Genomic DNA, 15,286 nt, shown 5'->3' with positions numbered 1-15,286 from the left:
AACCATTAAAAAATAGTTACGCACTCTTTTCAGCGAAGCTAAGGCTATTCTGATTTTTCGGTTTGTTCATTAGGTACAAAATGCAATTTTTGCCAACGTCGAGAACGGCTGGTTCTATCTTTTACTTCGCCCGCAAGTTGCCCACAGGCCGCATCGATGTCGTCTCCTCTCGTTTTCCGGGTAATTGTATTAATTCCCTTTGCGAGCAACTTGTCTCGAAAAGCATCAATAGTTTGTTGCGAAGAACGTTCATATTCTGTCATAGGAAAAGGATTAAAAGGAATCAAGTTAACCTTTGAAGGTACATCACGCAATAATTTAATTAATTGATCTGCATGCTCTGATTGATCATTGACCCCTTTTAACATCACGTATTCGAAAGTAATCCTTCGCTTGGGTTCGTTTTTAAAATATCGCTTACATAAAGCCATGAGTTCAGCTAGGGGATATTTTTTATTGATTGGCACTAACTTATTGCGTAATTCATCGTTTGGAGCGTGTAAGGAAACAGCTAGAGCAACCGGGCTTACTTCACGTAAACGCTCAAGCTCAGGCAAAACACCTGAAGTACTTAATGTGACACGCCGTTTCGAAAGGCCATAAGCGAAATCATCCATCATAATATCCATTGCCGCCACGACGTTATCGAAATTAAGTAAAGGCTCACCCATACCCATCATTACTACGTTGGTTATTTTTTTGTCATGAAAGCCATTTTGTTGCGATAATTCACGCACAGCTAACCATACTTGGCCAATGATTTCTGCGGTAGATAAATTCCGATTAAAGCCTTGTTTTGCTGTTGAGCAAAAACTGCAATTCAAAGCACAGCCTACCTGGGAAGACACACATAACGTTCCACGGTTTTTTTCGGGGATAAAAACCGTTTCAATGCAATTCCCACAATCAAGCTTCAGCAACCATTTACATGTTCCATCACTCGATTTTTGGCAAGTCAAAATCTCAGGAAGGCGAATCTCTGCAATTTGGCTAAGGCGCTCACGTAATGCTTTGCCCAAATTACTCATCTGGGTGAAATCATGAAATCCATATTGATGAATCCATTGCATGACTTGTTGTGCACGATAAGGTTTCTCTCCCAATTCGCTAAAAAAATCACGCATTTGTTGATGATTGAAATTCAATAAATTAATTTTCTGATTCATCATTTACTCCACTGAATTTCATGTTGGGGCAAATGCCCCAAACCAAGTACCTGGGTTTAGGCAGAACAATACTGCCTTTAAGTTAAAGAATTCAATCTTTTTCGCTACATCCCACGGAGTAGATAAGAGGTTCATGCATTACTTAATGGCAGTGAGGTACCGGACTACCTAAACTCCAAGATACATCAAATTAATTATCGCCCACAAATTTCGTGTGGTTCAAAGAAAAAGGCAACTTCTTGCGCAGCAGTTTCCGCACTGTCAGAACCATGAACCGCGTTTGCATCGATACTATCAGCGAAATCCGCACGGATAGTCCCTGGAGCAGCTTCCTTAGGATTAGTTGCCCCCATGAGCTCACGATTTTTAGCAATTGCATTTGAGCCTTGTAATACTTGGATCATCACTGGGCCTGAAATCATAAAATTCACTAAATCATTAAAGAAAGGCCGTGACTTATGAACAGCATAGAAACCTTCAGCCTGAGCACGAGTAAGATGAGCCATTTTTGCAGCAACAATTTTGAGGCCAGCTTTTTCAAATCGCGAATAAATTTCACCAATGACGTTTTTGGTAACAGCATCGGGTTTAATAATTGAAAGGGTTAATTCAGTTGTCATAACAAGCGCTCCAATTGATATAGATTAAAAGCGCAATATTATACACGAAGTGTCTGGTTAATGGATAATACAATTTGCTAGGAGATCGGGTAGTAATTGCCATTTCAGCCTTTTTGATCCTCTCCAAGCGTCGAGTCAAAGTAAAGTGTCTCACGATTTTCTTCAGTCTGGGTGGAATCAACATGGTATTCAGGGAGTAATTGAAGCAATTCGTTCACACGAAGAATTAGTTTATAAAAATCTGAGCGCCATTGGCGCACCCTCGCCCCCATCTCATTCGTTCTAATCGTAAAATCAGCAAGCGAAGACTCTATCCCCGAAGAAAATTCAAGCAATTTCGTAATTTGGTCAATGAAAATATGTTTTGAATTTTCAGACATTTTTTCTCCAATAATCTTTTCTGCACGTAGCCACGATTTATCTTTGGTATCGATTTTGCCCCGTTTAGATGAGTCCCATTGGATTATCAATGCATTGATCACCTGAATAATGATCTTAATTTCTTTATCAACACCCTGCAATTTCATCTCATCTCGGATTTTTTTAGCTGCTGCTGCCAAATTCTTTTTCCATTCTGTCGCAAATTGAATGAGATTCTTTTGGGACTCTGCAATTAGTTTATTGTGCTCTGTTTCGCATGCGTGGAAATCATCCCCCATATTGACTAGCCTTTTACGCTCGCTCTCCAAATCCTCACGTGTAAGTGCTCCTGGTGAGTCTTCAGATTTACTCGTTTCACCTGACATTAAATAATCAATAAATATTTTTTGTGCATAAACTTGATAATCATTTGCTTGTTGCAAAATAATTCCGTTAAAAACGTTTTTTAATGGAACCCTTAACAAACGATGATAAAACGAGTTTGGATTTTTTATCGCAGCGATAAGGTCTTCGTGCTGCAAGCGAATTTTATAGCTCTCTAGAATTCGTTCGGTAGTTATCAACCCGTAGGTTGATAGCCAGATTGATAAATCATTATTCGTTTCTGCTGCACTCATTACATGATCCAATTTTTTCTACCTTCTATGTGATACATACCCAAGATACTTCAAAATCTAGTATTTTAAAGTATCTTGGGTATACTCACTATTTTTTCAAAGTATAGTGTAAATTTATTATGCTAAGCACAGATTCAACCGATTTGCAAATCTTACTTGATTTTCTTCGCTTACCAACCCCTGAAGGTTGGTTGAATGCAGCAGTTGCCAACATCCCCACCTTGTTAATCGATCATGCCCATTGTGAACGAAAAGCCGCGGCAACCGCAGTTAATTTTATTTCTAAGTACCCTGAAAAACCAGAATTAGTTGAGGTTATGTCGCCTTTGGCTCGAGAAGAGCTACTCCATTTTGAAAAAGTGACTAGCTTGATGCATAGCCGAAATATTCGTTTTGGTCCCTTACCTCCTTCTGATTATGCGCAAAAAATGAATCGGCTCGTTACTAAAGGAGGTTGTAAGGAACGGTTACGCGATCAGCTGATCGTCGGTGCCATCATAGAAGCCCGCTCATGTGAACGATTTAATGCACTTATACCCCGAATTAATGATAGCACCTTAAGTAGATTTTATTTTTCCTTAGTCAAATCGGAAGCACGCCATTTTCAAGACTATCTTCGTCTGGCTAAACTATATGGTGGTGAGATTGAGGAGCGCTTAGATTTTTTCCTCAAAATTGAAAATGCCTTGATTGGCTCGATGGATAAAGTGTTCCGCTTCCATAGCGGAATACCTGATGACACTGTCGCCACATAACTCTGAGCGCCCGTATTTATTTTCATTGAAGCTGCTGGCGCTCAGCCTCTGATCAGTTCATCCTTGGGGCTGGAGTGCTCTCTTCTTCAGCCTCCTGGGCAGGGCCACTGTAGTTTATCTTCATTCCCATTCGATTAGAGAGAAATTTTTCCAAACTAGTATCAAAGTTATCGTTTAATTCCTTGAACTTCTCTTGGCTCATCTTCACGCCGTTTGCATCCTTTAATACAATTTGCTGACCTTGTGGACCTTGTGGAGATGCTTGAAAACCATGAAGCTTGGCCCATTCGCATATCCCTTCACTAAAATGTCCTTCTATTTCAGGCCAGCGCTTATTATTTTTGGTCACTGAAGTGGCCAAAACTCCGTTCTCATCTACACCCGCACCAAAACGGATTTGAGCAAGCTTCTCATCTTTCACAAATGGGCGTCTAACCCTATCCGAAACTGCACTTGCAGCGGTTCCAATGGTCTTATCCCATACGAACCCCGCAGCTCCCTTAAGTGTATCCCCAACTGGGAGGACAGGATCGTACCAGAGGGCTTTGTTTAGCTCCAATGACGCGGATAAGAGATGGAACATTTCAACAGCCCAATCACTCGCTGCGCTAACCCCTGAACCAATCAAGCGCTCCGCAGTTCTTTCTATCTTTCCTACTTCTTTTCTTCCGTCAGCGCCAACTCGATTAAAAAATGGCTGACCATCAAAGTCTTCTTTATTTTCCTGTGCTTTTTTTATGTTTTCTTCTTCTTTGAGCGCCTGAGCCTTTTGTTTCATCTCTCTTTGCTTAGCGATGACGTCTTTCTGCAACTGCTCTTTGACTTCACTCACTTTTGTATTCTCAATTTCGCGTTTCTGGGCTTCAGTTAAACCGGGCATACTTTTGTCCTCTAAAAATCCAATCGAGAGAATTCGAATCTATTTGCTTTATAATAACACAATAATCTTGGGCTTTCATCCCAATCGCTTAGAACATATCGATCGTACACACTTCCATTATAGACATAATTGCTTAAGCCAACCTTATGCGTATGACCATGGATTAAGATACTTACATTTTTTTCTCGCATGTGACGTATCATAGGTTGCAAAACGACATCCATTTGCGCCATCGTTTTACTTCGATTTGTTTGGCTTCGCTGTCTTACTTTAGCAACCATTTTACTGCGCACTTGAATAGGGATGCGTAAAAAAAGTTTGGGGAACAAACGATTCCTTGTTATGCGCCTAAACCACACATGTCCTTTATCATTAATGCAATAGCGATCGCCGTGGACGAGCAAGACTTGGCTGGAACCTAGTTGAATCACAGTTGGGTCGGGAAGGATTGTCATACCTGCAGACGTTGCAAACCGGGATCCAAGTAAAAAATCACGATTGCCGTGCATAAAATAAAGCGAAACCTGCTGCTGTGATAACCATTTCAAACGTTCAGCGATGGTCTCGCTCCAAGAATCACAAGCATCATCACCCGGCCAAGCGTGGAAAAAGTCTCCCAAAATATACACAGAATGAGTGTTTGTTGCAGCCCAATCAATGAAATGATTAAAGCGAGCGGTGATCGTAGGCTCTTTGGGATGAAGATGTAAATCAGAAATAAAAACTGCTTCAATAGGCTTGTCTTGCACCATCAACATAAGGACTCAATATGGATATGTTCATCTTGTAAATAAATTTGACATGGGCCTTGATGCGGTTCGATTGCATCACTTAAACGGTAAAACCCTGCGATGGACACTAATTCTGCTTCAAGCGATTGGCAAAAAATCCTTGCATACTTATCGCCAGAAATGCCTGCTAGTGCTCTACCACGCAACGCACCGTAAACATGGATATTCCCGTCTGCTAACAACTCTGCACCATGACTGACCGAAGCGGTGATAACTAAATCTCCGCCTTTACTCACGACTTGCTGACCAGAACGTACGGGGGTTGTGAGCAACTTGGATTTTGTTTCTGTAGCCATTGGTGCCTGCTCTTCCACTTCGTTTTCGATTAAAAGTTTATCTTGGGACGAAGAGGCATGTAAAATACCTAACCCTTGGCATTGCGCAAGCGTTTCAAGAAATGGACTAGCCCCTTGAATGGCAACAGGGATTAAATTATGCTCACGCATCGATTGACAGAAAGCTTGCAAATCAAAATCAAGATCATGTAATGCACTACAATCTAAAATAATGGGAGTTTTATCGAAAAAACGAGGCGCTTTCAGGATCATATCATCCAATTGCTGAGCAAATAAAACACGATCGTTATTCAGTAATTGCAAAACTGTAAATGTATATAATCTGCCTTTAAGCTTAAAAGCCTGTGATTTCAATAAATTATCAGTCATAACTAAGATATCCATCACCCCGTTTTTTGTTTATACTAACATGAGGGGAGGAATAACAGAAGGACATTGAAGTGGATAAAGTGTGGTTAAAGTATTATCAAGAAGGCGTACCTCATGAAATCGATATTAATGAACACTCCTCACTCGTTTCATTATTCGAAGATTCTTGTCGTCGATATTCAAAAAAAATTGCTTATGTAAATTTAGGATGTGAAGTCACATACGAAGAGCTTGAAGAAAAGAGCCGTCAATTCGCCGTCTATTTACAGCACGGATTAGGTTTAAAAAAAGGAGCTCGTGTCGCTCTCATGATGCCTAACTTACTCCAGTATCCAATTGCCCTCTTTGGCATTTTACGCGCTGGCTGTATTGCTGTGAACACCAACCCACTCTACACCACAGACGAATTTGTTCATCAAATGAATGATTCTGGAGCTGAGGTACTCATCGTTCTGGCCAATTTTGCCCATACCGTGGAGAAAGCTCTTCCCAAAACGAAAGCAATTAAACATATTATCGTCACTCAAATTGGTGATATCTTCCCATTGATGAAGCGGCTGATTGTGAATGCAGCGGTCAAGTATGTAAAAAAATTAGTCCCTGCTTATCACCTCCCCCAAGTCATTTACTTTAACGACACATTAAATTTAGGCAAAAAAAATGAATTAACCCCGGTTCAATTGAATCATCAGGATATTGCTTTCCTTCAATATACTGGAGGAACCACCGGTATTGCAAAAGGAGCCATCCTTACCCATGGCAATATGGTAGCGAATGTTTTGCAAGCTTCTGCTTGGATTTCCCCCTTAAAAATTGATGGGGAAGACGTTATCATTACCGCCTTACCGCTTTATCATATTTTCTCTTTAACAGCGAATTGCCTGACTTTCCTTAAAGCAGGTGCTAAAAATATCCTGATCACCAACCCAAGAGATATTCCTCATTTTATCGATCAAATCAAAGACACTGGATTCACTGCAATTACTGGGGTGAATACTTTATTTAATGCACTTCTACATAACCCTAAATTTCGTGAAATTGATTTTTCAAAACTTAAATGTGCCCTAGCTGGTGGCATGGCTTTACAAAAAAGCGTAGCCATCAAATGGCGGGAAATGACCAAATTTCCCATCCTTGAAGCCTATGGTTTAACAGAAACCAGTCCTGCAGCAACCATTAATCCCATGTACCTGGAGGAATATAATGGTAGTATTGGTCTCCCTATACCCTCTACAACAATTTCTATCCGTAATGAAGCAGGAGCTGAAGTACCGATTGGTGAAGCTGGGGAACTATGCATTAAAGGGCCACAAGTCACGCAAGGATACTGGCAACGACCAGAGGAAACCGCCTTAGTTTTTACAGACGATGGCTTTTTAAAAACGGGCGATATCGCCCGAGTTGATGAGAAAGGGTTTGTTTACTTAGTCGATCGCAAAAAAGACTTGATTGTCGTTTCTGGCTTTAATGTTTATCCTAATGAAGTTGAGCAGGTCATCAGTATGCTTCCTGGTGTACTTGAGGTCGGCGTTGTCGGTATACACGATGAAGAGTCCGGTGAGCGGGTTAAAGCCTGCATCGTAAAAAAAGATCCTGCCCTTACGGCTGAACAAGTCATCGCTCACTGCCGCGAGCATTTAACGGGTTATAAAATACCTAAAGTGGTCGAATTCTATAAAGAACTACCTAAAACGAATGTAGGTAAAATTTTACGTCGGGCATTAAAAGCTAACGCCGAAAAAATTGAGGAACCGAGTGTGGCTTAGCCTGGTTGCTGGGCCACCATTTGGATCTTATTGAAATTTTGGCGTCAAACAACCACCTACCCATCCGATCGTAGCGATTGATTAGCTTCCTTTTGTTGGATTTGGCACAAACAGTCAGATTTGCACAAGATGGCTAAATAAATATGACCGTTTCGGGATAGAAACTAACCGATTAAGTGATCAATTGCATCATAATTCGAGCAGTAGCACCCCAAACATAATGGCGGCTGGCAACAAACCGATAGGTTGTAAATGTAAAACCAAAACGACTTACTTGGATTTTCTGGTAGTTTGACGCCTTGATAATCTCGCCCATAGGTAAATAATACACTTCAGCGACTTCGTTTTTATCGGCGTGGTAAGGCGATAAATTCTCGATAGTAGCCAGCCATGGATGAATTAAATACCCGCTTAAAGTGCGCTCCGGCCGTAGTTCCATCTGCAAGGCAATTCTTTCGGGTGCGATTCCCAGCTCTTCTTGTAATTCACGTAAAGCAGTATCGTACAAATTTTTATCACCCACTTGCCAACGACCACCCGGGAAACAAATTTCTCCAGGATGATTACGCAAGGTGTGACTCCGTTGTGTTAGAACTAAAGAATCACTTGACAGTTCATGCAATACGACGACTGCCGCGTCTTTAGGTGTTACTTTCTCAATTAAGTCCATTGACTATCGCATCTGTTTTGATAAAACATTCTAAGTATTCATCTTCCCAATTTGAATCAATCACTATTCCACCTCCGGCGGCCAGATGCAAGATCTCGTCACGAGCTACTACTGTGCGGATAGCGATATTACTGTCAAAACGGCCATGATTGGAGAAGTATCCGATAGAACCACAATAAACACCTCGATCATAGGTTTCTTGTTCAGCGATTATGCGCATCGCTTCGAGTTTTGGAGCACCCGTTATTGACCCTCCCGGGAAACATGCACTAAATGCATCCATCATTGACATGTCTTCTGAGCAAATTGCTTCGATATTACTGACCATATGATGCACAGACTGATAACTTTCAATCGCATATAAATCACGTACATGAACCGAACCAGGCTTCGCAATTTTACCCAAGTCATTTCGGAGTAAATCAACAATCATCACATTTTCCGCTTGATTTTTACTCGAAGCCAATAGAGCGCTGCGTAACAGCTCATCCTGCTTGGGATCGGAAGAGCGTTTTTCTGTTCCTTTAATCGGTGATGTGAGTAATTTATTTTTATCCATCAATAAGAAACGTTCAGGAGAGAAACTTAAAATCTCGGCGTCAGAGAACCGTAAGAAAGCGGAATAGGGAACTGGATTCTTGGCTCTAATTTTCTTATACATTAACCAAGAATCACCCTGATATTCGGCATTAAAAGGTTGCGTATAATTCACTTGGTAAGCACGCCCTCTTCGTAGGTCTCGGTAAATGGCGTTAAACGAGTCCCGGTAATCCGCTTTAGTTATTAAAGGAGTAAATGGCTTGGTTAGAATAAAGGTATCATTACGAGTATTATTTTGCTCCCAAATACAACGCACTTCTTTTACTATCGCCGCGGTTTCAGAGCGATTATTTGCTGAAACCACATACACTTTTTTTAAGTGATGGTCACTAATCAGCGCCCAATCATACAAACCAATATTGATAATGGGCAGGTTTGCTAAGCTTGGTTGCGTGACGGAGTGAAGACCTACTAAACTTGCTGCAAAATCATAAGAAAAATACCCGATTGCGCCACCTTGAAAAGGTAAATTAACTTCCGAAGTCACCTGAGGAATTAATTTTTGCAGTTGATTAAAAATTTGTAAAAATTCGGAATTATTGCGATGTATTGTGAGCCTATGATAAGGAAAAGCACTGACAATATCATAGCGCCCGCCTAATTGATCACTGCTCTCTAAGAGTACGAAACCCGGCAATGATGCCAGATTTTGGTAATGTTCCATCAAATTGTTGTCTGGGTACTTTAAATCAAAAATCTGAATTTTAGCCACTCTCTATCCAATTAGTACGAAATTTTTAAAAAAACACTTTACGGGTATAGGGGATAAATTGTACATTTCGGTTTCTTTTTCTCAAAATAAAAATTAACCATGCTTATTTATATCTCAGCACTCGATTATCACGGAGCTCCTCTCATTTGGGAATACGACGAAAGCCGAGACGAAGCCACTTGTCTTTTCCAGGTGCTTCGCAAATCATCAGAATCATCGACTACCATTGCAATTCAAAGTTTAAGGAACTTTCTTGTCATTGATAATTTGCAAAAAAGAAAAATTAAAGGTTTAGAAATTAATAGCGAAAAAGCCAGTATCACTATTTCTCATGTTAAATCCTATTTTAATAATGATATTCATGTTATGGAACCCTCTTCTTCTATGCTGGTTCCTCCTCTGGACATTAGAAGCATAGCCTCTACACCTGCGCCTAGCTCAATGCCTGTCCCTCGACGCTCACCTGCGGACGCTGCTGAGAGTCAAGCACCGGCTAGCCCACACGATGCTCCACGTGTAAAAACACCAAGATCCAGAACAAATGTGAAAACTTTTTTTGACAGTTCTACTAGTGGGATTTCACCCACTCCACCGACAAGATCACTACCCTCACCAGGCTCTTCTACCCAAGCTACAATAAAGACAAGTAAAACGATTTCCTCTAGCGATGCCCCTGTAATGGGATTGCAGCTTGAGGCAATCCTCACTAAATCGATTGATTCAACTATTCTGGGCGACACTGAACGGTATCTTCCGGATAGCAAATCGGGACATAGCTATTTCCTGACCAAATTCATGTCAGACTTAGAAACTCGGCAAACTGTTTTTGATTCGCCAACAACGTTTTCAAGAAAAGTAAACTATCTCGAGGTTGGCGAGCTCATTCCTATTAAAGAGTTACAAATGCATCTCCTAAGGGTATTTTTTAATGAAATCCTAGCGCCCCTGTATGGAGATCGCCCATTAGACCCAAAGCTTGGTGATTTTTTTGTCCAAGCTATCAGGGAAGTCATGCGTAATGAGCCAGAGTTTTATGCTGGGTTTAAATCTCACAACTTAGGTCCTACTTTTTATGAAGAAAAATCAGAAGAAGAGTTAGCAGGAGAATTCGGAGGAAACCCACACCGCAAAGACGATGCCATTCATCAAGTTCTATTTGCGCGGGCAAGAGGTTTGCTGCGAAATTTTCGCTTTTTTATCACTAGCGACATAAAAAGTCATCAGTTAACCGAAGATCGGACTGTACAAGCGGAACTAGATGTTTTAAAAAGCGCACTAAAAAGTCATAGATCTTCCCTCGCTGAAGCATGCTTATTATTAGAGCAATTAACCGAACTCACTGCGAAATCTGGTCGAATTGCCACCAAATACATGAACATTACACAAATTTTAAAAACCCAGATGGAAGCAAAAACCGATCTTTCGTTAGCGTTTTTAATGTTCAAATATGAAAAATTTGACAACATAGAAACAGACCTCCTGGAGGAGGCAAAAACGAGTCCAGAATTACAAAAATTGAGAGAAAATCTCGGAAACCTGAGGGTCGACGGAAAATCTTGCTTCCACTTTATTTTTAACTTTCTTAAACAAAAATACACTCATACAAAAGAAGAACATCTGCAAAAGATCACTGAAAAGGTGATTGAAGAAACCGTTGAGCTATTAAAAACAGTGTTCATGGCCGATTCATCGGTACCGGTAATACGGTATCCCGCAGATGCCGACTTTTATCTTCCAGAAGAGATGGTAGGACAGCTTAGAGCAAATCCACCCGATCTAGGACAAAAGCATTATGAGAAAAAGAAACATCGGGAAGAATTGATAACCCTCTGTTCACAATGGATTTATTCGGCTATTGCCTCAAAATTACTTCAAAAGCCCAGCGAAGCAAGGCCAGAGGAATGTCCTACCTCTACTCCCAGACGCAGATCCAGTACAGAATCTTCTAGCAAAATAAAGTTCAAAGAGGACGTCCACGCTGTATCTTCATCAGAAGATAAACCTGTCTCATCACCTAAAAAAAGTGGATGGTTTGCTAAAAGTAAATCGTTGAGAGACCTTTCGGAAAAAAATGCTTCCACCCCAACCTCCGATCATCCACCAACGAAAAGTCAAGTTAACCCCCACTTCAGTTAATATCGCAGTAGGTTTATCGTTTGACCCAACATGATTCGAATTAAACAATGTTGGGTCGCCGCACACCTTTCTCACTGAGAGAATTAACTATAGTCCCTAGTTTTTACAAAAAATTCTGAGTATCCTATGACCACGCGTGTTAACAAGGAGATCGACCGTGACAATAGTCGCCCGATTTGAAATACCTTTCGCTCAGATTCTTAATGAAAAGGGCGAAATCTGTGACGCATTGCCTGAATTTGCCCATAATGAGGGTACCCTTAAAACACTCTATCGAGTTATGGTTCGTACTAGGGCTTTTGATAAGAAAGCAATTGCATTACAACGAACCGGTAGGATGGGTACTTATGCCCCCATTAATGGCCAGGAAGCCATTTCAACTGCTATCGGCCATGCTATGCGACCTGAAGATGTGTTTGTTCCCTACTATCGTGATTATGCGGCCCAATTTCAGCGTGGTGTTAAGATGTCGGAGATCCTTGCTTATTGGGGTGGGGATGAGCGGGGTAGCCGATTCACATGCAACTCCGAAGATCTACCTATTTGTGTTCCTATTGCCTCACAATGTTTGCACGCAGCAGGTGTTGCTTTTGCCTTCAAATATCGCAAACAACCTCGTGTTGCCGTAGTCTGCCTTGGTGAGGGCGGAACTTCTGAAGGTGATTTTTATGAAGCAATGAATGTTGCTGGCACGTGGAATTTACCGGTGGTTTTTGTGGTAAACAACAATCAGTGGGCTATATCCGTTCCATTATCCAAACAAACAGCAACTCAAACTATCGCTCAAAAAGCGGTTGCTGCCGGTTTTGCAGGTATCCAAATTGATGGTAATGACGTAATCGTTTGCCGTCAGGTTATAGGCGAAGCCATTGAAAAAGCACGTCGGGGTGAAGGCCCTACACTTATTGAGGCATTGACTTATCGACTTTGCGATCACACCACTGCCGATGATGCGACTCGTTATCAGCCCTGCGAAGAAGTGGAAAAAGCAAAACTAAGAGAACCGATTAGCCGCTTTAAACATTACCTGGAACAGCAAAAAATATGGGACAAAGCCCAAGAGGATGAACTTCTGAAGGAAAGTAATGGAGCAGTAGAAGAAGCAGTCAATGAATACCTAAGCCAAGAAAAACAACCAATCACGAGTATTTTTGATTACCATTATGCTGAACTGCCCGATTATTTGATTGAGCAACGCGCAATAGCCATGGAGGAAATGTCCCGTGCCTGATATAACTCTAGTAGAAGCGGTCACTCAAGCTTTAGCTTACGAATTAGCACATGATGAGGATGTTGTTGTTTTTGGTGAAGACGTGGGTAAAAACGGTGGAGTGTTCCGAGCAACAGTTGGGTTGCAAGATCGCTTTGGTGAGCACCGCGTTTTTGATTCCCCTTTGGCAGAATCGATGATTGGCGGCCTTGCTATTGGCATGTCTCTTCAAGGTTTAAAGCCTGTTGCGGAATTTCAGTTTATGGGTTTTATTTATCCGGCTATGAATCAAATTATTTCACATGCAGCCCGGATGAGAAACCGTACACGTGGACGCTTACATTGCCCACTCGTGTTTCGCGCTCCTTTTGGTGGCGGTATCAGAGCCCCTGAGCATCACTCAGAAAGCACTGAAGCTTTGTTTGCTCATATTCCTGGGCTTCAGGTTGTCATTCCCTCATCACCAAAAAGAGCATATGGATTACTCCTCGCAGCAATAAGAAACCCTGACCCTGTTATTTTCCTTGAGCCTAAACGAATCTATCGCCTAGTTAAGCAACCTGTTGAAGATAACGGAGAAGCACTCCCCCTGGGAAAATGTTTTACTTTACAAGAAGGTGATGATGTAACCCTAATTAGCTGGGGAGCGAGCATGCATGAAACATTGCAAGCCGCTAAACAACTTGCAGAAGAAGGTATCTCCTGCGAAGTGATTGACGTAGCAACAATTAAACCCTTGGATATTGAAACAATACTGGCGTCTGTCGAGAAAACTGGACGTTGTGTAATTGTGCACGAAGGTGCTAAAACAGGTGGCGTTGGTGGTGAAATTTCCGCACTAATAATGGAAAATGCGCTAGCTGATTTACTAGCACCCGTACAACGCGTCACAGGCTACGATGTTGTTATGCCCTATTTCCAACTCGAAAAGCACTATATCCCCAGTGTTTACCGAATTAAAGACAGTGTCATGAGCATAATGGAGTGATAATGAATATTTTCAATTTACCTGATTTGGGCGAAGGGTTGCCCGATGCTGAAATTCATGAATGGTTTGTTAAAGAAGGCGATACTGTAACTGTCGATCAACCGCTCGTTTCAATGGAAACAGCTAAAGCTGTAGTTGATGTTCCTTGTCCTCAGAGTGGAAAAATCGTTAAGCTCTTCGGTAACCCTGGCGATGTAATCAAAACAGGAGAGCCTTTAGTTGGCTTTGAAGCAGCGGCTGAGTCTGACAAGAAAGTCGATAAGGGCACAGTTGTGGGCAATCTTGAAGAAAGCACCGATATCAGTGAAGACAATTTCATCATTGGTTCTAGCAGAAAAAATTCGCAACGCATCAAAACAACTCCGGCTGTTCGCTTATTGGCAAAAAAATTAGGTGTTGACCTCAATTCACTAATGGGCAGTGGCGGGCACGGCGTAATTACCCTTGAGGATGTGCAAGCTGCCGCAGAGAAAAAAGCGCAGTTGCCAGAAGGGTATGAAGCACTACGTGGTGTAAGAAGGGCTATGCTTAACAGTATGGTTCAATCGCATCAAGAAATAGTTCCTGTTAGTATTTTTGATGAAGCTGACATCGAATGCTGGCCAGCAGGAACCGATATTACTGTGCGTTTAATTCGTGCCATTATACACGCCTCAAAACAAGAACCTGCACTTAATGCTTGGTTCGACACAGCCCACAGTGCACGCAAATGTTTTAGCGAAGTGCATTTAGGTATCGCAATGGACAGTAGTGAAGGTTTGTTTGTTCCTGTTATCCATAATGCAGCCACCCATTCTGACGAGCAACTACGGAAGATTATTGATGACTATAAACAAGCAGTCTCGGAACGTGTTGTAGCACCAGAGAAATTAAAAGGGGCAACCATTACTTTATCTAATTTTGGTAAATTTGCTGGCCGTTTTGCAAGCCCGATTATTGTACCCCCCATGGTAGCCATTCTTGCAGTTGGCCGATTATACCAAGGCGTGGTAGCACTTAACGGTAAAGTGGAAACCCATCGTCTACTACCACTTTCCTTAAGCTTTGATCATCGTGCGGTTACTGGGGGTGAAGCAACACGTTTTTTAGGCGCGGTAATTGAAGCTTTACAAAAACCTGAAATAATGTAATCCGACTATCCTGAATGTGGTAGGAGGCCTCTTTTAATAGACCTTCCTCGCTACGTGGATTAACAACAAAGTCAGACTTGAACACAGGTTACGAACAACATGGCAAAAAAACGCAGCATAGCAGTCTATGTGAGTGTTTTGCCATGTTTTCGCGCAATTAGAAATACCGAGAGATTGGATTAGGTCCAAATGACCCAAT

General features: G+C 41.6%; 14 protein-coding genes. 6 read left to right on the top strand and 8 right to left on the bottom strand.

Translation table 11 applies throughout. From position 1 onward, the window contains the following. Positions 1–44: 44 nt before the first annotated feature. The 3 genes from rlmN to LMI_RS06945 all read right to left on the bottom strand — a co-directional run bounded on the left by rlmN (position 45) and on the right by LMI_RS06945 (position 2,784). Positions 45–1,169 (bottom strand): dual-specificity RNA methyltransferase RlmN, encoded by a 1,125-nt coding sequence (gene rlmN, locus LMI_RS06955; RefSeq protein WP_045099146.1) that lies wholly within the window; start codon positions 1,167–1,169, stop codon positions 45–47. Positions 1,170–1,360: 191 nt separating this feature from the next. Next, positions 1,361–1,786, bottom strand: coding sequence for a nucleoside-diphosphate kinase (gene ndk, locus LMI_RS06950; protein WP_045099145.1), 426 nt, complete (start codon positions 1,784–1,786; stop codon positions 1,361–1,363). A gap of 104 nt (positions 1,787–1,890) precedes the next feature. Beyond that, positions 1,891–2,784 carry a hypothetical protein gene (locus LMI_RS06945; protein WP_045099144.1) on the bottom strand — a complete coding sequence of 298 codons (894 nt, stop codon included), beginning with the start codon at positions 2,782–2,784 and terminating at the stop codon, positions 1,891–1,893. Between the two features lie 119 nt (positions 2,785–2,903). Here LMI_RS06945 and LMI_RS06940 point away from each other — a divergent pair, with 119 nt between their 5' ends. Continuing rightward, complete coding sequence (locus LMI_RS06940; protein WP_045099143.1) at positions 2,904–3,539, top strand: MiaE family protein; 636 nt, start codon at positions 2,904–2,906, stop codon at positions 3,537–3,539. A gap of 52 nt (positions 3,540–3,591) precedes the next feature. Here LMI_RS06940 and LMI_RS06935 read toward each other — a convergent pair whose 3' ends face one another. Genes LMI_RS06935 through minC form a run of 3 tightly spaced genes read right to left on the bottom strand, consistent with a single transcriptional unit; the run spans position 3,592 to position 5,875 of the window. Continuing rightward, positions 3,592–4,419 (bottom strand): hypothetical protein, encoded by an 828-nt coding sequence (locus LMI_RS06935; protein WP_045099142.1) that lies wholly within the window; start codon positions 4,417–4,419, stop codon positions 3,592–3,594. A gap of 11 nt (positions 4,420–4,430) precedes the next feature. Further along, a complete protein-coding gene (locus LMI_RS06930; protein ID WP_231852266.1) occupies positions 4,431–5,177 on the bottom strand; it encodes a UDP-2,3-diacylglucosamine diphosphatase in 747 nt (248 codons plus the stop codon). Next, the gene (minC, locus tag LMI_RS06925; RefSeq protein WP_045099141.1) at positions 5,171–5,875 is read right to left on the bottom strand and encodes a septum site-determining protein MinC; all 705 of its coding nucleotides are present in this window, start codon (positions 5,873–5,875) and stop codon (positions 5,171–5,173) included. Before minC ends, LMI_RS06930 begins: the two co-directional genes overlap by 7 nt. 71 nt (positions 5,876–5,946) lie before the next feature. Here minC and LMI_RS06920 point away from each other — a divergent pair, with 71 nt between their 5' ends. Beyond that, positions 5,947–7,641, top strand: coding sequence for an AMP-binding protein (locus tag LMI_RS06920; protein ID WP_045099140.1), 1,695 nt, complete (start codon positions 5,947–5,949; stop codon positions 7,639–7,641). A gap of 172 nt (positions 7,642–7,813) precedes the next feature. Here LMI_RS06920 and LMI_RS06915 read toward each other — a convergent pair whose 3' ends face one another. Next, positions 7,814–8,311 carry an NUDIX hydrolase gene (locus tag LMI_RS06915; protein ID WP_045099139.1) on the bottom strand — a complete coding sequence of 166 codons (498 nt, stop codon included), beginning with the start codon at positions 8,309–8,311 and terminating at the stop codon, positions 7,814–7,816. After that, on the bottom strand, positions 8,298–9,575 hold the full coding sequence (gene pabB, locus LMI_RS06910) for an aminodeoxychorismate synthase component I (protein ID WP_102010583.1): 1,278 nt from the start codon (positions 9,573–9,575) through the stop codon (positions 8,298–8,300). Before pabB ends, LMI_RS06915 begins: the two co-directional genes overlap by 14 nt. Positions 9,576–9,722: 147 nt before the next feature. Between pabB and LMI_RS06905 the strand changes: the two genes are divergently transcribed. From LMI_RS06905 to LMI_RS06890, 4 genes are all read left to right on the top strand, one after another. After that, positions 9,723–11,759, top strand: a complete 2,037-nt coding sequence (locus tag LMI_RS06905; RefSeq protein WP_045099137.1) for a hypothetical protein — start codon at positions 9,723–9,725, stop codon at positions 11,757–11,759. A gap of 157 nt (positions 11,760–11,916) precedes the next feature. Continuing rightward, a complete protein-coding gene (pdhA, locus tag LMI_RS06900) occupies positions 11,917–12,990 on the top strand; it encodes a pyruvate dehydrogenase (acetyl-transferring) E1 component subunit alpha (protein WP_045099136.1) in 1,074 nt (357 codons plus the stop codon). Then, entirely contained in the window at positions 12,983–13,957 is a 975-nt protein-coding gene (locus LMI_RS06895) for an alpha-ketoacid dehydrogenase subunit beta (protein ID WP_045099135.1), read from the top strand. The genes pdhA and LMI_RS06895 overlap by 8 nt, the downstream gene beginning before the upstream one ends. 2 nt (positions 13,958–13,959) lie before the next feature. After that, positions 13,960–15,087, top strand: coding sequence for a dihydrolipoamide acetyltransferase family protein (locus LMI_RS06890; RefSeq protein WP_045099134.1), 1,128 nt, complete (start codon positions 13,960–13,962; stop codon positions 15,085–15,087). Positions 15,088–15,286: the final 199 nt, after the last annotated feature.

Source organism: Legionella micdadei (assembly GCF_000953635.1).
Lineage (GTDB): Bacteria > Pseudomonadota > Gammaproteobacteria > Legionellales > Legionellaceae > Tatlockia > Tatlockia micdadei.
This window is presented reverse-complemented; position numbering and strand designations above follow the sequence as displayed.